The sequence below is a fragment of the Palaeococcus ferrophilus DSM 13482 genome, from assembly GCF_000966265.1.
In the GTDB taxonomy this organism is placed as follows: Archaea; Methanobacteriota_B; Thermococci; order Thermococcales; family Thermococcaceae; genus Palaeococcus; species Palaeococcus ferrophilus.
The window spans coordinates 314,522-336,851 of the sequence record NZ_LANF01000011.1 but is presented as its reverse complement, the minus strand read 5'-3'; the positions used below and the strand labels follow the sequence as shown (position 1 = coordinate 336,851).

Sequence of the window (22,330 nt, the reverse complement as noted above, 5' to 3'; positions counted from 1 at the left end):
GCTATCACCTCAGTACAGGTGGCAGGCCACGAAGTGACCCGGTTCAACCTCCTTAAGCTCCGGCACTTCCTGCTTGCACCTCTCCATTGCGAAGGGGCACCTCGGGTGGAAGCGGCATCCCGATGGGGGAGTTATGAGGTTGGGAACTGTTCCAGGGATGGCGTCGAGGCGCTCTATCTTCTTCATGGGGTTGGGCACGGCCTTGAGGAGTCCCTGCGTGTATGGGTGGAGCGGGTTCTTGAATATCTGCTCGGCTGTCCCTATCTCCGCTATCTTGCCCGCGTACATCACCGCTATCCTGTCGGCCATCTCAGCTACCACACCCATGTTGTGGGTGATTAGTATCAGGGTGGTGTTGTAGTCCCTCTTGAGCCTGTTCATGAGATCGAGTATCTGCGCCTGAACGGTAACGTCAAGGGCGGTGGTGGGTTCGTCCGCTATGAGTATCTTGGGGTTGTTGGCTAAGCCCGTCCCTATCACAACGCGCTGCTTCATTCCCCCGCTCATCTCGTGGGGGTAGTTCTTGACCCTGTTCTCGGGATCGGGAATGAGGACGCGCTTGAGTATGTCGAGGGCCCTCTTTATCCCCTCCTTCCAGTCCCTAACCGTCTCGTGAACCACCATGGCCTCGGCTATCTGGTGGCCAACGCGGTAGAGGGGGTCGAGTGAAGCATGGGGATCCTGGAAGATGTAGGCTATCTCCTTGCCCCTTATCTTCCTTATCTCCTCCTCGTTCAGCTTTAGCAGGTCAATGGGTCCTTTGTCGGAGTGGTAGATGACCTTTCCACCCACGATCCTTCCGGGGCTCTCTATGAGCTGGGTTAAAGCCCTCGAAGTCACGCTCTTTCCACAGCCGGTTTCACCAACGAGGGCGAAGGTCTCTCCCTTGTAAACGTCGAAGGAGACCTTCTCTATTGCCTTGACTATTCCGGCGTAGGTGTAGAAGTGAACGGTGAGGTCCCTAACCTCAAGGATTGGTTCAGGCATTGCTCTCACCCTCCTCCATCTGTTCGGCCTTCTTGACCTTGAACTCTATGCTCCTCCTCGTCTTCGGGTCGAGGATGTCCCTGAGCGTGTCACCGAGCAGGTTCCATCCAAGGGCCACGAGCATGACCACGAAACCCGGGTACACGATGAGCCACCACGCCCTCGGGAAGAACTGGGCCCCGTCGTAAACTATCCTACCCCAGTCCGCTATCGGTGGGGTGGCACCAAGGCCGAGGAAGCTCAAACCTGCCTCCATGAGTATAACGCCACCGAAGTCGAGGGTGATGTAGACGAGGATGGGGCCAACGATGTTGGGAAGGATGTGCCTGAACATTATCGTCCACGAGCTCAGGCCTATCGCCCTCGCCGCCTCAACGTAGAGGTTCTCCTTCTCCGTTAGGGTTGAACCCCTCGTTATCCTCGCATAAGCTGGCCACCAGACTATGATCATGGCGAGTATCACCGATAGGAGCCTTCCGAGGTTTCCGGCCTCCCTCACATCGAGGGCGAACAGCCACAGAACGAAGCTCTGTAGGTGGGCGTGGCTCGATATGAACGCCTGAAGTCTGTTTGGCAGGACGGCGGAGAGAGCTATGGCCAATATGAGCGCGGGGAAGGCAAGGAACATGTCGGTTATGCGCATCACTAGCTCGTCGATCTTCCCTCCGTAGTAGCCGGCTATCAACCCCAGGATGATTCCGAGGGGGACCCCAAGGGTTATGACTATTATGGATATGACGAATGAAGTCCTCGCTCCCGCGAGCAGAAGGCTGAGGAGGTCCCTACCGTAGTGGTCCGCTCCAAGGTGGAAGGTGGCGCTGGTGTTGTGGGGGCCGAGGTAGACCGTCGTTCCGGGCTGGGCGAGGTAGGCGCTACTGTTATCGAAGAACGGGAAGTAGTTGTAGGGCCATGGGGCCATCCTCGGGCCGAATATGCCAAAGAACACGAAGAGTATCACGAGGAAGAGGCCTATGAGTCCCGGGGGCGAGCGGTTGAGGGCGTAGAGCATGAGACGCCATTCTTCCATCTTGGACTTGTTCTTCTTCTTCCAGTCCTTCCTGAAGAGGCTGATGAACGAGCCGATACCGTAAACGAGCTTATCGGCGAGCCTGTCAAGGATTCCCTTTTTGTACTCCTCCTGCATTTCAACCACCTCAGTACCTCACCCTCGGGTCAATGACCGCGTAGAGTATGTCCACCACGAGGTTGGCCGTGACGTAGACAAGGGCGAAGATGAAGGTTATCGCTATAACCGCCGGAAAGTCGAGGTTCTGGATTGCCTGGAGGGCGTAGCGTCCCATTCCCGGGATTCCGAAGACGGTCTCCGTAATTGGAGCTCCCGCAAGGAGTCCTCCGAACTGGAGTCCGAGGACGGTGACGATGGGCACGAGGGCGTTCTTGAGCGCGTGCCTGTAGACCCTGAGCTTTGGAACGCCCTTGGCCTTGAGGAACTCTATGTAGTCGCTGCTGAGGGCCTCAAGGAAGGAGTTCCTGACGAACCTCGCTATAACTCCCGAGCCCATGAAGCCCAGGACAAAGCCGGGGAGCCAGAGCCTCGCTATGTGCTGCTTGAATATCGTGAACTCTCCGGTGATGAGGGAGTCTATCAGGGGTATGTGCGTTATCTCGTGGCTCGGGTTTGGCGGGAAGCCGGCTAGGTTTATCACCCTCCATTTGACGAAGAACACGAATATGAGTATGTAGCCGAGCCAGTAGACCGGCGTCGAGACTCCTATGAGTGCGAAGAACCTTATGACCGTGTCAATCCACGTGTTCCTCTTGAGCGCCGAGAGTATTCCCAGAGGGACGCCTATGAGGATGACGAATATGAACGCCACCAGCGCCAGCTCAAACGTCTTCGGGAACCGTTTCCCAATGTCGTCCATGACGGGGTTGGAGGTTCTTGGGTCTATGAGCGTGTTCTTGGCCAGCCCTGTTACGAGGAACCAGTACTGGTCGTACCATGGCTTGTCGAGGTGGTAGCGCTCTATTATCTTCGCTATGGCTTCCTGGGATGCCTTCTCTCCACCTGCCCATGCCCTCGCGGGGTCAGCCGGAATCACGTAGGCTATTATGAAAACAATCAGAGTGACCCCAACCAGCGTGGGCAGGAAGGTCAGAATCCTTCTTATGAGAAACTTCTTCAAGTCCGCCAATTTCATCCCCCCAATGCACTGATATTTCACGCGTATAAAAATTTTATCATGAATGTCTCTTATTGTTCATCCAAAGCCGGGGAAAGCCATCACAAGCCGGGAATGGTTTTCCAAAATGGGAGAAAATCCAAAAGAAAAATAAGGGAAAATCACGGCTTGTAGCCGTACTCCTTCTCCCAGAGCTCCTTGTTCCAGTAGTAGGGGTTGAGTTCAAGGACGATGTAGCTGTTCTCCTCGTAGTCCTTGACGAAGTACGGGCCGGTTCCAACCGGGTACTTGTGCATGAGCTGGTGGGTCGGGTCCTCCTCGCCCTCCTGGACGTAGTTCTCCCAGGCGCTCGGGTTCTTGCCGTTCTGGGCTGCTGCCATCGCCTCGTCGTACTTGTCTCCGAGGAGGTACTCGGCCGGAACCACGGAGAGGAACGGGTCGGCGAGGACACCGAGGATTGGAGCGTATGGATCCGGAAGGACGAGCTTGTAGACTCCAGCGGTCTCGCCGCTGTAGCCGAAGAGGTTGAGGAGGTCGTCCATTGATTTGACCTCGACGCTCTTTCCTTTGTAGTCGGCGATGAGCTTCTCGCTTGAGAGAACCTGCTTGAACTCGTCCTCTGTGAGCGGCTGGGACTTCTCGAGGTCCATGAAGTCGGTCATCCAGCTGACGCTGTGTCCGAGCCTCTTAACGCGCCAGAAGGTGAAGGCAACATCGGTGGCGTCAATCGGGTAGGTCTTGTCGTTCCACGGGTCGTAGGCCTTAACGCCGCCCCTTATGACGAAGTACCACTCGGTACCGTCCTCGTTGTGGGCCCAGGCAACGGCGAGGTCGGGGGTGACTTCCTCGGTCTCCTCCTTCCAGTAGGTGACGAGTGTATCACCAATCTCGTGCCATATCTCCCATCCGAAGGTCTCGTACGTCCAGGCCGGGTCAAAGCTCTCGGGCCATCCGATGGTGCCTATGACGTAGGTGTTCGGGTCGTTCTTGTAGTTCTTTATACCGACGTCAACGCTCGGGGCCTTCGGGTCCTCCCATATGAGGTCGTACCTCTCGGCGAAGGTCGGGTGGTAGTACCTTCCCTTCACCCAGTCCCAGTAGACGCGCATCTGCCTGTTCTGGCCGAGGATGACCTCGGGCACGTACTTGTTGCCGAGGATGTAGAGGGCCTCGAAGAGCTGGGTCCTAACCTCCGCGGCCGTTGCCCTCCTCGCGGCTATAACGAGGGCGTCAACGTTTGTATCCCTGAAGAATGCGGGGTTGATGGCACCGAATCCCTGTCCGGCCTCCATGAGGCTCTCTATGGTCGGGGTGTTCTCCTCGTCAACGACGTAGCTTATGGCTATGACCTTCTTGCCGCTCGGGAGGCTAACGCTCGCGCCGCTTCCCTTCGGGCCGACGACGACAACGCCCTTCTCCGTCTCGATGACCTGGGCCTCGCTCATCATTGAGCTTATGTCGCTCTCGCTCGCGTCTGTCTTGATGTTGAGCTCCTTGAACTCGGTGGCACCGTAGAGGAACGGGCCAACCCAGTTGTCGGAGTCAAGGTAATCGGGCACCCAGCCAACGACGTAAACGTCGAAGTCGCCCTTGCTGACCTTTCCGAGGTAAACCGGCCACTCGTAGCTCGAAACGGTAACCTGGAAGCCGAGCTGGCTCCAGACGTTCTGGAGGAGGGTCATAATCTTCTCACGGGCTGAGTTTCCTGAGTTGTAGATGAGCTCAATCTTGTACTGGGTCGGGTCTATTCCGGCCTCCTGGAGGAGCTGCTTGGCTTTGTTCATGTCGTAGGTGTACTTGACTATGCCGTACTCCGTGTAGCCCGGCCAGGGCTTGGGTATCGGACCCCAGTTCCTCTCGAGGTTGCCGGAATAAACGTTCTGGCTTATCTGGTCGTAGGGGATTGCGTAGGCGAGGGCCTCCCTAACCTTCGGGTTGTTGAAGGGCTCTTTATACGTGTTGAAGACTATGAAAGTCAGGATCGGCTGGAGAATATCGGTTTTAACAACGGAATTGAAGCCCTGGAAGGTCAGGCCTTTAACATCGTTGATCCTCTCGGGAGGAATGGCGACGGTATCAACGGTTCCGGTCTGGAAGAGGTTAATCCTTGCTATGGCGTCGTCGTTTATCACGTAGAGCACGTTCTTGTGGATCGCTTTGGCGGGAGTCGTCGCCGTCTGAGTCGGGCTGGTGGACGTTTCCGCGGGGCTACTCGTGCTGGTTGAAGTGGTTTCTCCCCCACCACCGATACATCCGCTGGCCACGACGGCAAAGGCCATCAGGCCTATCAACAACAGGGCAAGTACATTCTTCTTCATTCATACACCTCCCAATACATTGGGCACCATACTCTATATAGCAATGCAGTAATAAAACTTTCGATGTTCTGCGAGAGTGTATCACAAAATAAAGCCCAATCTGCCGGTATTATGGTTAATGTGTGCTGCATCCTCCAAGTTATGTTACCTTATCCAATTTCATCAATGTGTACTAATGTCCATCCGGACACTTCAAAGTCATGGCCCGAGCGCATTGTAACACAAAATAGGTTTTTCCCCAACCGTTGTGTTTTCACCTCTGGTCGCTTCGATTTGGGATTACGAAAACCTTAAATTGGAAGAGGTGCAATAGAGATTTGACAACAGTATCCGGTGATGCCGATGGTAAGAGCTTATGTTTTGCTTACGGTTGAGATTGGCAAGGTTGAAAGTGTTATTGAGGAGATAAAGAGCATACCCGGTGTCCTCAAGGCCGACGCGGTTACCGGCCCCTACGATGCCATCGTCCACATTGAGGCAGCGGACCTCGGTGAGCTCACCAGGAAGATACTCCACGATATTCACAACATAGACGGTGTTATTGACACCACCACTGCCATAGTGGTTGAGGTCGAGGAGTGATTACCTCCTCTTTTTGGGCTTTGCCTTTCTAAATTCCCGTATCTTTTGGGCTATTTTTCTCAGGGTAGCGGATTTTCCATCCTCGCTCTCGAGAACGAGCATTCCCTTGGTGCGAAGGTTCTCATCGAGGCCGCTCAGGCGTGGGTTGCGCTTTTCTTTCTCCACACTAACAACGTTTATCCCAAGTTCTTTACATACCCGTATTATCTCGTCGGCGGATGGAGCGTCCACCGCGAGTGTTTTTGGAACGATCCTGCCGTACTTCTTACTCAATCTCGCATCGAGCTCGTTCGTCCATACCACAAACTTTTTCATTTCTCTCACCCCCGGTAGCTCGATAAAAAACCTAAAAAATCTTTAGGTTCAAGGTTTATAGGGTGGGAGACATGGTGTCAATTGCCGAGCTTTTGAGAGAGGAAATGAAGAGTGGCGATTCCCTTCTCATAGAGTACCCTGGGGGATACCCTATAGAGGACCTTCTCTGGGGCCAGGTCATGCCCGCGATACTTCAAAAGGGTATGGTTCTGGTGGACGACTTCTTCGGCGTTGGGGACTTAATGTTCAGGAACTACGTGAGGAAGCTCCCCGCGTCCGAGTACAAAACCCTGCTCAGGGGCATAAGGAACATCAGCGTTATAAAGATAGGACCGGGACAGGCAAGCTATGGAAAAATCCTCGTTCAGGTGCCTCTCACCTACGACAGCGAGGCCTTCCTGGACAGCTACTACGGGGCGATAAGGGAAAGCCTCCGCACCCAGGATAAGCCGCTTTACTTCGTGAGCCTCGGCGTCTCGGAGTACATATACTTCGGCAAGGAGAAGGCCCTCCAGACCCTCCTCGTGACACGGAGCTCTCTCCCCATAGAGGACTGGGCTTCGGTGTACCTCCTCAACACTGACCTCGTGAACGGGAGTGCGCTGGCCCTCATGGAGGAGCTTTCCTCGTGGGTGCTCGAGGTGTGGGGCAAGGAGGGCTCGACAATAAACCTGAAAAAAGGCTTAATTGGTGGTTCAAATGATAAAAGAAGGGGACAAAGTTCTGCTGATTGACAGGAGAGGTAAGAGCTACCTCCTTACGGTGAGCGATAGAGAGTTCCACACGGATTTGGGGATACTCAACCTCGGTGAGCTCATAGGCAGGGAGTACGGAACGAGGCTTGAGACCCACAGGGGAGAGGTTTTCAGAGTCATAAAACCCAACATAGCGGACTACATAGCCAAGATGAAGCGCGGCCCCCAGACGGTTCATCCGAAGGACGCGGCGCAGATAGTAGCCTATGCCGGCATCTCGCCGGGCGACTTCATAGTGGAAGCGGGCGTTGGAAGCGGGGCCTTAACTCTCTTTCTGGCCAACGTAGTGGGGCCTGAAGGTAGAATAGTTAGTTATGAGCTCAGGGAGGACTTCGCCAACATAGCGAGGAGGAACATCGAGTGGGCGGGGTTCTCCGACAGGGTTACCATAAAGCTTGGCGATGTCTACGAGGGGATAGAGGAGAGGGGCGTTGACCACATAGTCCTCGACCTTCCGCAGCCCGAGAGGGTCCTTCCCCACGCGGTGGAGGCCCTCAAGCCGGGAGGATACTTCGTGGCGTACACACCATGCGCCAACCAGGTTCAGCGCTTTCATGAGCACCTGACCGAGTACAGGGAGTACTTCGGGAAGCCGAAGACAGTAGAGTGTCTTGTGAGGGAGCAGGAAGTGAGCAAAAACTGCTTCAGACCGAGCACGCGGATGCTCGCTCACACGGGTTACATAACGTTTATCCGGCGCCTTTGATTCGTTTTCTTTAGTATCCTTTTTGGAAATTTTTTCGGTTGATGCCCTTTTTAGGCGGAGGCTTTTCGCCCTTCTGAACCAAAGGTTAACAACAGATTTATAAGTACTCTAGGTTTGAAACCTTTAGATGTCCATGTTTGGACCCCTGTACGGAGGTGTACATCATGCCTTACAAGATACTCGATAAAAAGGAGCTCGCCATGAACGAGGTATGGTATAAGGTGCACGCCCCTCACGTTGCCAAAAAGGTCCAGCCGGGCCAGTTCGTCATAGTCAGGGCATTCCCCAACGGCGAGAGGATTCCCCTCACCCCAATCACGTGGGACAGGGAGGAGGGATGGATAACCCTCGTCACCTTCATCCGCGGGAAGACCACCATGAGGATGGCCAACGAACTCAAACCCGGTGACGAACTTCTAAACGTCGCCGGTCCGCTCGGAAACCCCGCCCCAATGAAGAAGTACGGCAAAATCCTCGCCATAGGAATGATAACGGGAATAGTCGAGGTCTTTCCCATAGCCAAAGCCTGGCAGGATTTTGGAAACGACGTTACAACCCTCCACGTCTCCCCCAACCCGATGGTTCTCCTCAAGAAGGAGTTCGAGGAGGCCGTTTCGAGGCACATCGTTGAAGGCTTCGACCTTCAGCCCGGCTGGGGAATGCAGGAGATCGCCCAGGAACTCGTCAGGAGGGCCGTTGCGAAGGTCAAAGAGCTCCTTGAGAACGAGCACTTCGACATGGTACTAACCGTCGGCCCTGCCGGCGGCCAGAAGGCCATATTCAACGTCGTTAAGAAGTTTGGAATTCCCATGCACGCCGACCTTCACCCGATCATGGTTGACGCCACGGGAATGTGCGGGGCGTGCCGCGTCATGATCGGCGGTGAGGTCAAGTTCGCCTGTATAGACGGGCCGGGCTTCGACGCCTACAAAGTTGACTGGGATGAGCTGATACACAGGAGCGGCTTCTACGCCCCCATGGAAAGGCTCGCCCTCGAGCACTATATGAAGGCCCTTCAGGGAGGTGAGCAGTAATGCCGAGGAGGCAGCTTATCAAGGAGCGCGTTCCCACCCCGGAGAGGCCGGCGGAGGAGCGCGTTAAGGACTTCTTTGAGGTCAATCTCGGTTACACGTTTGAGCTGGCCGTCAAGGAGGCGGAAAGATGCCTTCAGTGCCCCTACAACTACGCGCCGTGTATCAAGGGCTGTCCCGTTCACATAAACATCCCCGGCTTCATAAGCAAGCTCGTGGAGTACCGCGACAACCCGGACAAGGCCGTCAAGGAGGCTCTCAACGTCATATGGGCCTGCAACTCACTCCCAGCAACAACCGGCCGTGTCTGCCCGCAGGAGGACCAGTGTGAGATGAACTGTGTCATGGGCAAGGTCGGCGACAAGATAAACATAGGCAAGCTGGAGAGGTTTGTGGCCGACTACGCGCGCGAGAGGGGCATAGACGAGGAGCTCCTCTCCGAGATAATGCCAAAGATCGAGAAGAAGGGAAAGCGCGTTGCAATCATTGGAGCGGGCCCGGCCGGTCTCACAGCTGCGGGAGAGCTCGCAAGGCTCGGCTACGACGTCACCATCTTCGAAGCCCTCCACGAGGCCGGTGGAGTCCTCATGTATGGCATTCCTGAGTTCAGGCTGCCGAAGAGCATTGTCGAGAAGGAGATTGATAAGCTCAGGAAGCTCGGCGTTAAAATACTCACCGACCACATCGTCGGGAGAACCGTGACCATAGAGGAACTCCTTGAGGAGTACGATGCGGTCTTCATTGGTTCCGGTGCCGGAACCCCGAGGCTCGTCAACGCCCCGGGAATCAACCTCAACGGAATCTACACCGCCAACGAGTTCCTCACCAGGGTCAACCTCATGAAGGCCTACCTCTTCCCAGAGTACGACACTCCCGTCTACGTCGGAAAGAAGGTGGTTGTAATCGGTGCCGGTAACACGGCCATGGACGCCGCGAGGAGCGCGAGGCGCTTTGGCGCCGAGGTTACCATAGCCTACCGCCGCGGCCCGGAGGACGTGAGCGCGAGGGTCGAGGAGGTTCACCACGCCAAGGAGGAGGGCATAAAGTTCGAGTACTTCATCAACCCGGTTGAGTTCATCGGCGACGAGAACGGCAAGGTCAAGGCCGTGAAGTTCGAGAAGATGAGGGCCCTCGAGGAGACCGACGGCAACGGCAAGAGGAGGATCGTCGGAACCGGTGAGTACGTTACGCTCGAAGCGGACACGGTCGTCATAGCCATCGGAAAGCACCCGAACAGGCTCATCGTCAACACCCCCGGCCTCAAGGTCGAGCGCGGAAGGATAGTCGTTGACGAGAACCTCATGACGAGCATCCCGGGGGTTTTTGCGGGTGGAGACGCCATAAGGGGAGAGGCGACGGTTATCCTCGCCATGGGAGACGGAAGGAAGGCCGCCAAGGCCATCCACGAGTACCTCACGAAGAAGAGGGAATAGCAGAACTCATGATTTCCACTTCTTTTTCCGTTTTTGTGGAGAATAAATTCATAACTAGCTCCCATCAGATACTGTCAAGATAACGGGGCATTACCTTCTGAAACCATTCGGTAATATTGCCCGGAGGACTACCAAACACACTTACAAGATTTTAATCGAGGAAATGAAACTGTTCCCCAAACTCAGGTACAACAAACTAACAGAACGCTTGAACCGGCACGAAAAACTCCGGTTACTTGGTTTGCTGTCTTTTGATCCGGCGGATAAGCATGATGTAGAGGTTGTCAGGGGAAAGTTCGGAGTGATTGTTGTAGAGTTTGATGGTTGTTTTCGGTTTATTGTATAAGGGGATGTTAGTAGGGATCTTGAGAGGAATCCCTGAAGTTTGCTGTTTTGTTTACACGCTGGTGAAGCGAGAGAATCAGATTAATAATCTGGGGAAAGGAGGTTTTACAGGCACTTGTATGATTTCCGGAGGAAGATTGAGACCATGTTTTTGAAGTTTTCTGAGTTTCTTCTGAGGCGAGCAGGAGTGTTAGTTTGAAGGGTTTGGCTGTTAAGATTTTGGGAACGATTCTGGCCGTGAACTAGATAGATTATACAATTTCACAGGTGGTGGAAACTAGAGTGAGTATATTTCCATTTATATAATTCTTGTTTCTAGTTTTATTAATAATGATTGTAAGCACTAAATTTAAAAACTTTATCATTATTTGTACTCTAAACCTTAATTATACCAAAAAAACTTATAAAATAATATTGTATAACTTAGTCACGAGGTGATACTATGGGGGATAGTGCAATAAAAAAGATAGTGGGTTGTTGTATCTTAAAGGGGAATATTATTAGTAAGCTTCTTTTGGTGTTTTTGCTCTTAAGTACTGTCTCGACTTTGACTACTGCAAGTGCATTCAACCAGTTTGATTCGCCGAAGAATTCCTCGATACAAACTGTAACTATTAAGGGAGCCACGGTTCCTATTTTGAGGTTAAAAAACGGAGAGATATTAATTGGGCGGACTCCATCCGTTGGAAGAGGAGAAATCTTAGAAGAGTTTAATAATTTGATGGTTAGACGTGTTTTGAATAAATATTCTTATGGTCTTGAAGTTAGTGATTATGAGTATAAGACATTTAGAAAATCCGACTATGATACAGCAACTACATACTTTAGAATTACTAGTGATAAGAAAGTAAAACTAGCTACTGGAGCAGCAATGTCTGCTGTTTTTAGTATAGGGTATTATGATCCCGTTGAGCGTATAACTGTTGATGCATACCACTATGCATATAGTACTCTTGTTTATATGTATCCTCCATACACTACTTACCAGTATAATTGCAGAAGCATTAAATTGTTAAATACTATCATATTCTCTGGAGAGCAGTATACAAGTGGCTGGAGCTTGGGGGGCACTATTTCTCTTGTTCCGGCAATTAATCTTGGAGTTTCGGGAGGGAGTACGTACATAACATTAAGTGGATCTTTTGGTGAGGATGTTGTTTATAATTATGATACTATCTCGGATGAGTACATTGGCACCTTAACAATATATGACTACAATAAAGTGAAGATATTTCATGTGGGTTCTACGGCTCTGGCAAAATTTGAAATTAAAAAGGGCACCATAATCTCTCCAAGTGCAAGTACATCTGTAGGCATAAGTTCCACTGTATTTTGAGGTGATTCCATGGAGGGGAAGGGATGGCTCTCGCTTCTCGTGGTTTTTATTATTTTGGCGGCGGCAATATGGGCCACCTCAAGGTCCGGACAGAACTTTCGTGAATCCATAATTGACGAAGGATGGGAAGAACAGACCGCCAAACGACTTACAATGGCACAGGACCCCGAAACGGGGGGATGGGGGGATGTTTCATTCACGCTGGTGCCAACCATCTACGCCACCTACCATGGAATTGCCGCCCTTAAAGCCATGGGAATGGAGCCGGATCAGAAGACAATAACGTTCGTAAGGAAATATGAGGAGGATATTCTAAGGAGCGGGAGAAGGGATTACGAGGCCTTCAACGGTGTTTATTACCTTCTTAAAATATTCAGGGAGCTCAACATAAGCCCCGTGGACAGAGGGACGTTTCGGGCCATAGTGGGGGCCGAGGTAAAACGCTCCAATGCCAGCTTTGAAAGCGTGGAGGCACTTGCAATGCTTGAGCCTTCCTCTGCCAGGGAGTACGCCCTTCGGTTGTGGTCTTCCCTCGGTGCCGAATCGGGGGATGAATTTCTGTGGGATTTCATGGTGTACCGTGAACTTCTTCGGGAGAGTGGTTTAAGGCTCTCAGAGATTCCTAATTACCAGGAAATGCACCGTCGGGCGATGGCCACTTTCTATGACCTTTCCCGTAGCCCCGATGAGCGCTGGTTCTATGGACTCATGACACTTTCAAGGTTCATTCACGAGGAGGGGATTGAGGGTCCCGCTTTAAGGGCGGAGCTGCTAAATGAGATTTCAGAGTACAAAATGGAGGATGGCTCCTATTCCGATGGCTCTGGGAGGAGGGAAAGGCTTTCAACGACGCATTGGGCGGTGGATATGGTGGTCTGGCTCGGTGGTAATGTGGGGAACGATACCGCCAGATACGTCCTCTCATTGGAGAGCCCAATTGGTGGTTTCCTCCACATCCATGACTTCATTGGGCCTGATCCTTTAACCACAGCTTTTTCAGTTAAGACATTGAAAATGATGAACTGGAGCGTTCCAAACGAGGAAAAGGTTAGGGAATACCTCCTTGGTTCGCTGTATAAGGAGACTTCACCGCCCGTGGTTTGGGCAGAGTACACTGCACTCCTCGATACAAGCTATCCACGGGATGAAGTACGGAAAATAGTTGAGCCAAAGGTGCTGGATTTTGTGGAGGGTTTTAACTTCTCCAGAATTTACACGAACCCCTACCTCCTCAAGGATACGTACTATGTCCTTTTGACAGCGAAGGATCTTGGAATTCCGCTCAATGAGAGCTGGAAAGGGGAACTTCTCCACCGGGTTCTTCCTCTTGAGGACGATGATGGGGGGTTCGGAGGGAGCATCACCAACGTTTCAATCCTGAGGTTTGAAGTGACCCTTTACGCGGTTCTTACGCTTCAGGAGCTCGGGTATGATAACATAGACGACAGAACCTGGGAGTTCATAGAGTCCTATAGGGGAAGCGATGGCATGTGGCCTTTCTTCCCCCTGACGAGGTACGCTTTGATTGCCCTGAAGAACTCGGGAAGGGACGTCAAGAAGGACAGGATACTGAGGGCCCTTGAGCTAAGAAAATGTCCCTACGGCTTCTTCTCCTACGCTCCCTGCGAACTTCCGGAGCAAGGGGACCCTATAGCGACTTACCTGGCTCTGGACATGCTTGCTCTGCTGGAGAAATAAGCTCCCTCTTCTTTTTAATGATAAAATGGAAGAATCAGAGGGTCCAGTCAACCCCGAGGGCGGAGCTGTACTCGTTGAGAACCCTCTTGAGGTACTCCTTGGCGGTGCCGACCTTGTCCCTCTTGAACCTCTCAGCCCAGTTTTCGTTCCCGAACTCCTCACTTCCCCTGGCCAGAAGGTCAATGACGCGCATGCTGTCCCAGAAAACGGGCATGTATCCGGCCTTCTTTGCGTAGTTTATGAGCTTCCTCAGCTGTTTCTTGGAGTGCTCCTCCATGTCGAAGCTCTCCCCGTAGGCCTCCATGAAGAGGGCCTTGAGGACCGGCTTCATCCAGCCGCGGTGGAAGCGGCACCACCCGATGTTGTCGTACCAGAACTCCCAGATGGCGCTTCCAAGGCTCTTCTGGGCGAGCTCCTCCGGCTCGAGGAACACCCCAAACTGGTAGAACGTCCAGTACCTTCCCTGAATCGGGTAGGGGATGTAGTTCCCGATGGCCCAGTACATCGTCGGCGTTATCTCACCGTCGTCACCTAGCGGCGTGAAGACACCGTAGTCCTTGAAGCTCTCCCCATAATTTAAGCGGTCTTTGAACTTCTCGTCCAGTATTTCGCTCGCCTTCCTCTTTCCGAGGCCGATGATCTTCGCTATCTCGCTCTCCCCGAAGGCAACCCTGTGGGCCAGCTCGGCGACGAGCTTCGCGTTCTTCTCGCTGGCCTCAACTGGCTTCTCAAGGAGGGCATCCTTCGTAAAGTCGGGCTTATCGCTTAATCCGACTTCCTCGGGCTTGAGTATTCCGCGGTGAACGAGCTCAAGAACCCACGCCGCGGTTCCGCCGAACTCTATGGCGTCGAAGCCCATCGCGTCAACGGCCGGGACGCTTATGTCGCTTGCGCGGAGGGTTATAACGCCGCTGAGCGGGCCGTTGGCTTCCCTCGGCTCGTACTCGATGTGGTGGCCGTTGGCGTACTTCTTACACACGACGGGGCACGGCTCACCGCAGTTCGTCCAGTTCTTGGTCTCTATCGCTTCCTTGTTGAAGGGCTCCCAGTAAAGCTTCATTATGTTCTCGTGGATTTTGATCCTCTCTTCCTTCTCGATGTAGGGCATTCCCCAGTTGAGGATCGGAACAAAATCGCCCTCGGCCGGGTAGTTTCCGCCGAAGGTTCCTCCGGTCTTGAGCTTGGGGTTGTACTTGTACTTGACGGTCTTCTCGGCTATGACGTCGTTGTAGGGCTTCTTGTGGATGCCTTCCACTATTCCCTTGGCGGTTCTGAAGGATGAGATGTCCTCGCCCGGGAAGGCCCTCTTCTTCGGCTTTCCTCCAAACATTATCCCCACGACGTTGTGGGCCCTGAGGAGGACGCTTCCGGAGCCGCCGCGGGCGGCCCAGTCCTCGCTTCCCTCAACGCGCTTGCCCTTCCTCAGCGTCTGGGAGAAGATGGCGCCGTAGTTGCTGTTAAGGGCGGCTGGACCAACCACGGCAATCCTGTACTCCATTCCCTTGAACTTGCTCCCGAGATGGTCTATCAGGTACTGGGTGAGTGCATAGACGCCTTCCTCGCCCTTGTAACCCCTCCATATTTCGATTACCCTTTCGAGCTCTATCTCGTGGAGTTCAACGCTCAGGTTCTCGCCGTCGTTGCGGAGTATTAGCACAACGGGCCTCTCCGCCTTCCCTTCGATGGTAACGAAGTCCACTCCCACGTTCTGGAACTGGTAGGCGGCACCACCCATCGCCGAAGGGAAAACACCTCCCCAGAGGGGGGAGCGGAAGACGAACATCAGTCTGTGCGCCCCGGGAAGAATTGAGCCTGCAAAGGGCCCCTTTCCGAACACGGTGACGTTCTTCGGGTCGTAGGGATCAAGCTCGTAAGTTCTGTGAACCTCATCGTGGAGGTAGAGGGCGTAGTCAATTATGCCGTATATCCCCTCTTTTGAGAATTCCTCGCTCTCCACACGCCCCTCGTCAAGGTTAATCTTGAGTGTTGTGAACTTCATACTTCTCCCTCCACATATCACTGCGAGTGTTATTGGGGCAAGGGATATTTAAGAATTGCCCTCTATACATTACGTTCCCGGAATATTTTAACCTTCTGGAGCTTCATCCCAGCGCCACTAACGTTTTAAACCGTGGGGTGGAGGGGTTTATCATGATAGCGCTGGGAATCGAAGGAACCGCGCACACGCTTGGCATCGGCGTTGTTACCGAAGAGAAGGTTCTCGCCAACGTATTCGATACCCTAACTACTGAGAAGGGTGGAATTCACCCGAAGGAGGCCGCAGAGCATCACGCTAAACTCTTAAAACCTCTCCTGAAAAAGGCCCTTGAGATCGCCGGGGTGAGCATGGAGGACGTTGATGTTATAGCCTTCTCCCAGGGGCCGGGGCTCGGGCCCGCCCTCAGGGTTGTTGCCACTGCTGCGAGGGCCCTCGCCATAAAACACAACAAGCCAATAGTGGGTGTGAACCACTGCATAGCCCACGTTGAGATAACGAAGATGTTCGGCGTTAAAGACCCCGTGGGATTGTACGTTAGCGGAGGAAACACGCAGGTTCTGGCTCTGGAAGGGGGCAGATACCGCGTCTTCGGCGAGACCCTTGACATAGGAATAGGGAACGCCATAGACACCTTCGCGAGGGAGCTCGGCATAGGCTTTCCGGGAGGCCCAAAGATAGAGAAGCTCGCCCTGAATGGTGAGCGGTACATAGAGCTTCCCTACGCTGTCAAGGGGATGGACCTTAGCTTCTCCGGTCTGCTCACCGAAGCGGTCAGGAAGTATCGCACGGGTAAATACAGAATTGAGGATGTGGCGTACTCCTTCCAGGAGACTGCCTTCGCCGCTCTGGTGGAGGTCACGGAAAGGGCCGTCGCCCACACCGGAAAGGATGAGGTGGTTCTCGTTGGAGGGGTTGCTGCCAACAACCGCCTCCGCGAGATGCTCAAAATCATGACGGAGGATCGCGGCGTGACTTTCTTCGTGCCCCCGTACGATCTGTGCCGGGACAACGGTGCGATGATAGCCTACACAGGACTTAGGATGTACCGTGGCGGCGTAAGGTTTAAAGTTGAGGACACAGTAGTGAAACAGAAGTTCCGCACCGACGAGATGGAGGTAACCTGGTGATGGAGCCACCCTACGCACCCATCTATGACACGATTCTTCTCGTGGCCGTGGGATACATATGGTGGTTCTTCCTCAAGCGGTGGAACCGTTACACCGCAGAGTTGAGGCCATTCATACAGCGGGCTTCAATCTTCCTATCTTTCGCGTTCATGGGCCGTCTTCTTGACCTGATATCCGATTTCTATCAGTTCCCATATACTAGGGAGACAATAACACTGCTCTACGGTGTTTCAATCGTTGGAATAGTATACACCATGATAGCCTACGTACAGGCCCTAGAGAAGTCCTACGTCCCTGTACCTAAACCTACCTCCCCTCAGATCAAGCATGAAATGGCGGGAGCCTATATCGTCTCCGGCTCAAAGGAGAAACTTACGGAGATAATGGCACTTCTCAAGGAGAGGAATTCCCCCTCGCTGATATTCACGCGTTCACCCACCTTCTACAGCGGCGCGGGCGAGTTCGCCACCACCATCTGGATTACACAGGCCACGGACGCGGGAATTCCCCCAACGAAGCTTCATGTAATACAGGAGAAGGCAATACAGTTCGCGAAGGAGTTTGACGGCTCTGTTATCGTGATAGACTGCATAGAGTACCTACTCATGTACAACGAGTTCCCGAGCGTCTTCAAGTTCCTGGTCAACCTCAAGGATCACCTTCTTATGCTCAACGCCTCCCTCATAGTGGCCGTTGACGAGAAGGCCATAGGGTCGAGGAACTACCGCCTTCTCCTCAACGAATTCGAGCCCCTCTAAAACTTCTTCTTTATTCTCAGCGTGTACTTGGGGTATATCTCCCGGGAGAAGCGTATGAACTTAGTTTTTCTGGGGGACTTTTTGACCACGACCTCCACATCCGGCTCAAGGGACTTGTAGAACTGCCCGTCTATGGAGAGAATGAATGGTCTGTCCTGGGTGAGCACCCTCACGTCAACCCTCGAGGTTCCGGGGACGACAAGGGGGCGCGCGTTCAGGGCTATGGGGGCAAGGGGGGCTATGATAACCGCGTCGAGCCTCGGGTCCAGAAAAGGTCCTCCAGCTGACATGGAATAACCAGTGGAGCCCGTTGGTGTTGATATTATCAAACCATCGGCCCTTATCTCGTCGGCCAGTCCGCTGTCCACGTAGTACTTGATGTGCACTATCTTCCCGGGGATTCCCGTGAGGAGGGCGACCTCGTTGAGGGCGTCTGGGAACCTCTCCCCCTCCACGTGGATGCGGAGCTTCATGCGCTCGTCTATATGGTAGTCCCCCTCGAGGACTTTGTTTATTGCAAAGAACGTCTCGCTCGGCTCCACCTCGGAGAGGAACCCGAGGGTGCCCATGTTTATCCCGAGGATCGGTATGTCCCGGGGGGTCATGTGCTCGACCCTTAGTATCGTCCCGTCACCGCCGATGGCCACGATTACGTCAACATCGAACTGGGACGGTGGAAAAACGTCCTCCTCCCCGAAGTGGGGGAAGTGTCTGTGGGTCTCCTCGTCAACTATGACCTCGTACCCGCTGACCTTGAGAAAGTCGTAAACGCGGTAGGCCAGCTTCAGGGCCTCCTCCCTATCGCGCCTCGCTATCACTCCGAACCTCATCACTACCATCCCTTGCGCTTAGGTAAAGGCTTATACCCCCGCCTACTATTGATGGGAGCCAGAAGGATATAAACCTATCCACGACGGTGGCGGTCACCGCGATGCTCTTCTCTATTGAGAGGCTCAGATAGAGGGCCGAGTTTATCCCCTCTGTTATGCCGAGGCCTCCGGGGATGACGCTTATCATGCCCATCGCTATGCCCGCCATCTGCACCATAACTATGCTTGAGAGCGGGAGGGGGTGGGAGATGCTCTCAAAGACGAAGTACGTCCTCAGAACCATAAATCCCCATAGGGCAAAGGAGTAGAAGAGCGTCTTGAAGAAAACCGCCGGGTCCTTGGATAGGTCAACGAGAGTCTCCCTGAACTCCATGACCGTGTTCCTTATCTTCTCCTCTATGTCCTCCTCGACCCTTGAGAACCTGCCGGGAAAGAGCCGCCTTATGAGGCCCAGGATTCTCTTCACGAGCCCTAGGGCGAGGCGTTCGTTGTAGGAAAAGAGGATCGTAAGGAGGAGCACCACCGCCAGGGCGAGGGTTGAGATTCCAAGGACAAGGAGGAGAAGTCTGTTTCCTCCGTCCAGCGCGTACTTAAATGCAATGAAGGTGAATGCCATGACGGGAATTACATCGAGTATCCTATCCGCCATGACCGTGGCAAAAACGGCCCCGTACCCGCTGTTGGTCCTTTTACCTATGAAGTATGTTCTCGCCGGCTCGCCGCCCGCCCTCGCCCCCGGGGTTATGTTGTTGACGAAGACCCCTATCATGACCGCCATCAGGAGGTCCTTCGTCCCCGGCCTTATACCCGCTTTGTTGAGGAACACGCGCCACCGAAGGGCCCATGCGAACGTGGCCAGAACCTGCGTGAGTATTGCTAGGACAAGGGGTCGGGGGGAAGCGCCCATGACGATTTTGAGGGTCTCTTCCACTCCAGCCCACACTATGAGCGCTATTATGAGTGCAACTCCCAGCGCCATCAGCAGGTACTTCCTCCCCCTCATGCCTGCACCTTCCTGAACCTCGCTATGAAAAAGCCCTGGGTTAGGTGCCTGTTGGGGTAGAACCTCTGGACGTCCTCAACCCCGATACCGTGGGAGCCTATAAAAACGCTCTGCTCTTCAAGCTTGAGGCCCTTTTCGAGGATGTACCTCACGTTGGCCTCGTTCTCTTCATAACTCAGCGTGCAGGTTGAGTAAACGAGAACGCCGCCCTTCCTGAGGGATTTTATGGCGGCGTTTATGAAGTGCCTCTGGTAGCGCGCGGTCGCCTCTATATCCTTCGGCGTCCTGCTCTCCCAGAGCTTGGGCCGTATTCCCAGGGCCGTGCAGGGTGCGTCGAGGAGTATTTTATCTGCCTCGATTCCGAGCTCCGGGAGCTTCCGTGAGTCCATGCGAATCAGCTTGACGTTCTTCACGCCGAGCCTCTCAAGCTCCTCCTCCATCTTCCTGAGCCTGTTCCTCGACTTGTCCATCGCTATTATCTCGCCCCTGTTCCCCATGAGCTGGGCGATGTGCGATGTCTTCCCGCCGGGAGCGGCAGCCATGTCAACGATAAGATCCTCCTCGCTCGGCTCTAGGACTCTCGAGGCTACCATCGAGGGCAAACTTTGAGCGTAGAAGAGGCCCTTCTTAAAGCTCTCCAGCTCGCTCAAACTCGGCAGCCTGAACTTTGGCAGGGTCACCTCTACGGCCAGCCCCCTCGTCGAGAGTATCATCTCCTTGGCGCTCATTCTCGCTATTCCGATTCCGACCAGAAGTCCCCGCGGGTCTTTTATTTCAACCTTGTCGCCGGGCTTTATCCTCTTGTCGGCCTGGAGCACTCCGGGCGCGTAGAGCATGGCCCCCTGGTAGACGCTCTCGCTCGCGAACTTGTTGGCTCTCACAACGGGCAGGCCGGGCTCGTAATCGTCGTCGAAGTTCGGGCCCTCCCTCTCGAAGTAGATTCCCTCCTTGAGGTAGGGGCTCCTCTTGGGCTTGAGACCCTCCTTCCTCAGGATATCCATCAGCTTTGAGCGGCTCGTCTTGAGGGTGTTCACCCTTATGTAGTACTTCTCCACCGGCGTTCTCAGCGAGGCCATTATCTCCTCCGCCTCTCTCCCGAAGAGTTTCGCGTAGTACTCCCGAAGTTCCGGTGGAAAGGCTTCCTCGTAGCCCATGGAGACACCTCAGATGTCGAAGATTTCAAAGCGCTTTCCGAGCTCTATGAGTTTGAATATCCCCTCGCGAAGTCCATCCGCGCTCCCGAAGTTGGCCTCGAACTGAAAGACCTTCTCCCCGCTCTCATTGATCTTCTCCAGGATCTCCGTAGGGGAGACCCTCTCGTCCCGCCTCCAGTTGTAAACATCGCTCAGGAAGTTCTCGCTCCCGTAGATGAAGCTCCTCGGGAAGAGCTCCAGGAACGCGGAAACGAACCCCTCGCTCACCTTCTCTCCGGGAACCGCGATAACGAAGTAGTAGCCATCCGGGGTCGCGCCAACCTCAATCCCGGGCTTTATCTCGAAGGCCGGGTGAGGGTAGAGCATCTGCTCCCAGCTCCCCTCTACGAATATGTAAGCTCCGAAAACCCCCTCAACATCCTCGACCTTGAAGCCCTCTTCCGGGAGCAGGGACTTCAGTTCCTCGTTGAGCCTGAAGATTTCGCCCCACATCTCGTTTAAAAACCGATGAATCTCTCTCGCGTTGTTCCCCACGCTTCTCACCCCCCTAAACTAAGCACCGTGGTTTTAAAACTTAACTCCCCGTCCCTTTACCTTCATAAACCGGTTCATTCAAAAACCCGAAATTTTTGCTGTGTAAATCATTTTACCGCTAAGAAAGCCTTTTATGCATCGAAGTTCAACTATGGACACTAGGGGGTGATGAGGGTGAAGAAACGGGTTGTGATAGCTCTTGGCGGGAACGCTATACTTCAGAGGGGCCAGAGGGGGACCTATGAGGAGCAGATGGAGAACGTGAGGAAGACCGCGAAGCAGATCGTTGACATAATCCTCGATAACGATTACGATGTCGTCATAACTCACGGCAACGGCCCGCAGGTTGGTGCCCTTCTCCTCCACATGGACGCCGGGCAGAGCGTCCACGGCATCCCGGCCCAGCCCATGGACGTCGCTGGAGCCATGACCCAGGGGCAGATCGGCTACATGATAGGGCAGGCCATCATAAACGAGCTGAGGAGGAGGGGAGTTGAGAGGCCCGTTGCAACCATTGTTACCCAGACTATCGTTGATAAGAACGATTCGGCCTTCCAGAACCCGAGCAAGCCCGTTGGCCCCTTCTACGACGAAGAGACGGCAAAGAAGCTCGCGAAGGAGAAGGGCTGGACTGTTATAGAGGACGCCGGAAGGGGATGGAGAAGGGTTGTTCCGAGTCCCGACCCGAAGGGCCACGTGGAGGCCCCGGTGATAGTTGACCTCGTGGAGAAGGACTTCATAGTCATAGCGAGTGGCGGTGGCGGCGTCCCCGTCATCGAGGAGAACGGAGAGCTTAAGGGTGTTGAGGCCGTTATAGACAAGGACCTTGCCGGAGAGAGGCTCGCGGAGGAAGTTAAGGCGGACATCTTCATGATACTGACGGACGTGAACGGAGCGGCAATAAACTACGGCAAACCCGATGAGAGGTGGCTCGGTAAGGTAACCGTCGAGGAGCTGAGGCGCTATTACGAAGAGGGGCACTTCAAGAAGGGAAGCATGGGGCCGAAGGTTCTGGCAGTGATAAGGTTCGTCGAGTGGGGCGGCGAGAGGGCGGTAATAGCGTCTCTGGATAAAGCCGTGGAAGCCCTCGAAGGGAAAACCGGAACGCAGGTTGTAAGGGAGTGAGGTTTTTCTGTCCTTTTCTAATCTTGTTCTTGGTATGTGGGATTCCACGCTCCAAATTTTGTTAACTGCTTGATTGTATGGTTTGACATTTATTTAAGGATTTTTTACTAAATTATTGGAAAACTTTTTATTTCGATATCCCTATTGATT

At 53.8% G+C, this 22,330-nt stretch carries 20 protein-coding genes and 1 pseudogene; 11 read left to right on the top strand and 10 right to left on the bottom strand.

Annotation, left to right across the window (positions count from 1 at the left end):
• Positions 1–9: 9 nt before the first annotated feature.
• From PFER_RS06850 to PFER_RS12450, 4 genes are all read right to left on the bottom strand, one after another.
• Positions 10–987, bottom strand: a complete 978-nt coding sequence (locus PFER_RS06850; protein ID WP_048150239.1) for an ABC transporter ATP-binding protein — start codon at positions 985–987, stop codon at positions 10–12.
• Positions 980–2,131 (bottom strand): ABC transporter permease, encoded by a 1,152-nt coding sequence (locus PFER_RS06845; RefSeq protein ID WP_048150238.1) that lies wholly within the window; start codon positions 2,129–2,131, stop codon positions 980–982. The genes PFER_RS06850 and PFER_RS06845 overlap by 8 nt, the downstream gene beginning before the upstream one ends.
• A 10-nt stretch (positions 2,132–2,141) precedes the next feature.
• Positions 2,142–3,143 carry an ABC transporter permease subunit gene (locus PFER_RS06840; RefSeq protein ID WP_048150235.1) on the bottom strand — a complete coding sequence of 334 codons (1,002 nt, stop codon included), beginning with the start codon at positions 3,141–3,143 and terminating at the stop codon, positions 2,142–2,144.
• 149 nt (positions 3,144–3,292) lie between these two features.
• Positions 3,293–5,449 carry an ABC transporter substrate-binding protein gene (locus PFER_RS12450; RefSeq protein WP_084593926.1) on the bottom strand — a complete coding sequence of 719 codons (2,157 nt, stop codon included), beginning with the start codon at positions 5,447–5,449 and terminating at the stop codon, positions 3,293–3,295.
• Positions 5,450–5,791: 342 nt separating this feature from the next.
• On the opposite strand from PFER_RS12450, the gene PFER_RS06830 reads away from it, so the two are divergent.
• On the top strand, positions 5,792–6,031 hold the full coding sequence (locus tag PFER_RS06830) for an Lrp/AsnC family transcriptional regulator (protein ID WP_048150233.1): 240 nt from the start codon (positions 5,792–5,794) through the stop codon (positions 6,029–6,031).
• Here PFER_RS06830 and PFER_RS06825 read toward each other — a convergent pair whose 3' ends face one another.
• The gene (locus PFER_RS06825) at positions 6,032–6,346 is read right to left on the bottom strand and encodes a signal recognition particle protein Srp19 (RefSeq protein ID WP_048150230.1); all 315 of its coding nucleotides are present in this window, start codon (positions 6,344–6,346) and stop codon (positions 6,032–6,034) included. It abuts the gene before it with no gap.
• Between the two features lie 71 nt (positions 6,347–6,417).
• Here PFER_RS06825 and PFER_RS06820 point away from each other — a divergent pair, with 71 nt between their 5' ends.
• The 7 genes and pseudogenes from PFER_RS06820 (at position 6,418) to PFER_RS06795 (ending at position 13,650) form a co-directional block, all read left to right on the top strand.
• Positions 6,418–7,080, top strand: a complete 663-nt coding sequence (locus PFER_RS06820) for a DUF257 family protein (protein ID WP_048150228.1) — start codon at positions 6,418–6,420, stop codon at positions 7,078–7,080.
• On the top strand, positions 7,046–7,807 hold the full coding sequence (locus tag PFER_RS06815; RefSeq protein WP_048150224.1) for a tRNA (adenine-N1)-methyltransferase: 762 nt from the start codon (positions 7,046–7,048) through the stop codon (positions 7,805–7,807). Before PFER_RS06820 ends, PFER_RS06815 begins: the two co-directional genes overlap by 35 nt.
• Before the next feature lie 164 nt (positions 7,808–7,971).
• The gene (locus PFER_RS06810) at positions 7,972–8,841 is read left to right on the top strand and encodes a sulfide/dihydroorotate dehydrogenase-like FAD/NAD-binding protein (RefSeq protein ID WP_048150222.1); all 870 of its coding nucleotides are present in this window, start codon (positions 7,972–7,974) and stop codon (positions 8,839–8,841) included.
• A complete protein-coding gene (gene gltA, locus PFER_RS06805; RefSeq protein WP_048150219.1) occupies positions 8,841–10,271 on the top strand; it encodes an NADPH-dependent glutamate synthase in 1,431 nt (476 codons plus the stop codon). Before PFER_RS06810 ends, gltA begins: the two co-directional genes overlap by 1 nt.
• Before the next feature lie 133 nt (positions 10,272–10,404).
• Positions 10,405–10,897 (top strand): annotated as a pseudogene (locus tag PFER_RS12005) (IS982 family transposase); the annotation flags it as partial.
• 161 nt (positions 10,898–11,058) lie between these two features.
• Positions 11,059–11,952, top strand: coding sequence for a hypothetical protein (locus tag PFER_RS06800; RefSeq protein WP_048150217.1), 894 nt, complete (start codon positions 11,059–11,061; stop codon positions 11,950–11,952).
• A gap of 9 nt (positions 11,953–11,961) precedes the next feature.
• Entirely contained in the window at positions 11,962–13,650 is a 1,689-nt protein-coding gene (locus tag PFER_RS06795) for a prenyltransferase/squalene oxidase repeat-containing protein (protein ID WP_048150214.1), read from the top strand.
• A 34-nt stretch (positions 13,651–13,684) separates the two neighbouring features.
• Here the strand turns inward: PFER_RS06795 and gor are convergent, their stop codons facing one another.
• Entirely contained in the window at positions 13,685–15,649 is a 1,965-nt protein-coding gene (gene gor, locus PFER_RS06790) for a glyceraldehyde-3-phosphate:ferredoxin oxidoreductase (RefSeq protein WP_048150210.1), read from the bottom strand.
• 152 nt (positions 15,650–15,801) lie between these two features.
• Here gor and PFER_RS06785 point away from each other — a divergent pair, with 152 nt between their 5' ends.
• Both PFER_RS06785 and PFER_RS06780 read left to right on the top strand, forming a co-directional pair.
• Positions 15,802–16,776, top strand: a complete 975-nt coding sequence (locus PFER_RS06785; protein WP_048150207.1) for a bifunctional N(6)-L-threonylcarbamoyladenine synthase/serine/threonine protein kinase — start codon at positions 15,802–15,804, stop codon at positions 16,774–16,776.
• Entirely contained in the window at positions 16,776–17,534 is a 759-nt protein-coding gene (locus PFER_RS06780; RefSeq protein ID WP_048150204.1) for a DUF835 domain-containing protein, read from the top strand. Before PFER_RS06785 ends, PFER_RS06780 begins: the two co-directional genes overlap by 1 nt.
• Here the strand turns inward: PFER_RS06780 and PFER_RS06775 are convergent.
• Genes PFER_RS06775 through PFER_RS06760 form a run of 4 tightly spaced genes read right to left on the bottom strand, consistent with a single transcriptional unit; the run spans position 17,531 to position 21,013 of the window.
• Complete coding sequence (locus tag PFER_RS06775) at positions 17,531–18,364, bottom strand: NAD(+) kinase (protein ID WP_048150202.1); 834 nt, start codon at positions 18,362–18,364, stop codon at positions 17,531–17,533. The two genes, PFER_RS06780 and PFER_RS06775, sit on opposite strands and share 4 nt — an antisense overlap.
• Positions 18,333–19,367, bottom strand: coding sequence for a flippase-like domain-containing protein (locus PFER_RS06770; RefSeq protein ID WP_048150200.1), 1,035 nt, complete (start codon positions 19,365–19,367; stop codon positions 18,333–18,335). The genes PFER_RS06775 and PFER_RS06770 overlap by 32 nt, the downstream gene beginning before the upstream one ends.
• A complete protein-coding gene (locus PFER_RS06765) occupies positions 19,364–20,521 on the bottom strand; it encodes an RsmB/NOP family class I SAM-dependent RNA methyltransferase (protein WP_048150199.1) in 1,158 nt (385 codons plus the stop codon). The genes PFER_RS06770 and PFER_RS06765 overlap by 4 nt, the downstream gene beginning before the upstream one ends.
• Positions 20,522–20,530: 9 nt before the next feature.
• Entirely contained in the window at positions 20,531–21,013 is a 483-nt protein-coding gene (locus PFER_RS06760; protein ID WP_048150326.1) for a DUF3201 domain-containing protein, read from the bottom strand.
• A 210-nt stretch (positions 21,014–21,223) separates the two neighbouring features.
• On the opposite strand from PFER_RS06760, the gene arcC reads away from it, so the two are divergent.
• Entirely contained in the window at positions 21,224–22,180 is a 957-nt protein-coding gene (gene arcC, locus PFER_RS06755; protein WP_048150196.1) for a carbamate kinase, read from the top strand.
• Positions 22,181–22,330 lie beyond the last annotated feature (150 nt).

Coding starts and splice junctions, on each gene's coding strand:
- PFER_RS06850 (WP_048150239.1), bottom strand. CDS start 987: ATGCCTGAACCAATCCTTGAGGTTAGGGACCTCACCGTTCACTTCTAC.
- PFER_RS06845 (WP_048150238.1), bottom strand. CDS start 2,131: ATGCAGGAGGAGTACAAAAAGGGAATCCTTGACAGGCTCGCCGATAAG.
- PFER_RS12450 (WP_084593926.1), bottom strand. CDS start 5,449: ATGAAGAAGAATGTACTTGCCCTGTTGTTGATAGGCCTGATGGCCTTT.
- PFER_RS06830 (WP_048150233.1), top strand. CDS start 5,792: ATGGTAAGAGCTTATGTTTTGCTTACGGTTGAGATTGGCAAGGTTGAA.
- PFER_RS06825 (WP_048150230.1), bottom strand. CDS start 6,346: ATGAAAAAGTTTGTGGTATGGACGAACGAGCTCGATGCGAGATTGAGT.
- PFER_RS06820 (WP_048150228.1), top strand. CDS start 6,418: ATGGTGTCAATTGCCGAGCTTTTGAGAGAGGAAATGAAGAGTGGCGAT.
- PFER_RS06815 (WP_048150224.1), top strand. CDS start 7,046: ATGATAAAAGAAGGGGACAAAGTTCTGCTGATTGACAGGAGAGGTAAG.
- PFER_RS06810 (WP_048150222.1), top strand. CDS start 7,972: ATGCCTTACAAGATACTCGATAAAAAGGAGCTCGCCATGAACGAGGTA.
- gltA (WP_048150219.1), top strand. CDS start 8,841: ATGCCGAGGAGGCAGCTTATCAAGGAGCGCGTTCCCACCCCGGAGAGG.
- PFER_RS06800 (WP_048150217.1), top strand. CDS start 11,059: ATGGGGGATAGTGCAATAAAAAAGATAGTGGGTTGTTGTATCTTAAAG.
- PFER_RS06795 (WP_048150214.1), top strand. CDS start 11,962: ATGGAGGGGAAGGGATGGCTCTCGCTTCTCGTGGTTTTTATTATTTTG.
- gor (WP_048150210.1), bottom strand. CDS start 15,649: ATGAAGTTCACAACACTCAAGATTAACCTTGACGAGGGGCGTGTGGAG.
- PFER_RS06785 (WP_048150207.1), top strand. CDS start 15,802: ATGATAGCGCTGGGAATCGAAGGAACCGCGCACACGCTTGGCATCGGC.
- PFER_RS06780 (WP_048150204.1), top strand. CDS start 16,776: ATGGAGCCACCCTACGCACCCATCTATGACACGATTCTTCTCGTGGCC.
- PFER_RS06775 (WP_048150202.1), bottom strand. CDS start 18,364: ATGAGGTTCGGAGTGATAGCGAGGCGCGATAGGGAGGAGGCCCTGAAG.
- PFER_RS06770 (WP_048150200.1), bottom strand. CDS start 19,367: ATGAGGGGGAGGAAGTACCTGCTGATGGCGCTGGGAGTTGCACTCATA.
- PFER_RS06765 (WP_048150199.1), bottom strand. CDS start 20,521: ATGGGCTACGAGGAAGCCTTTCCACCGGAACTTCGGGAGTACTACGCG.
- PFER_RS06760 (WP_048150326.1), bottom strand. CDS start 21,013: ATGTGGGGCGAAATCTTCAGGCTCAACGAGGAACTGAAGTCCCTGCTC.
- arcC (WP_048150196.1), top strand. CDS start 21,224: ATGAGGGTGAAGAAACGGGTTGTGATAGCTCTTGGCGGGAACGCTATA.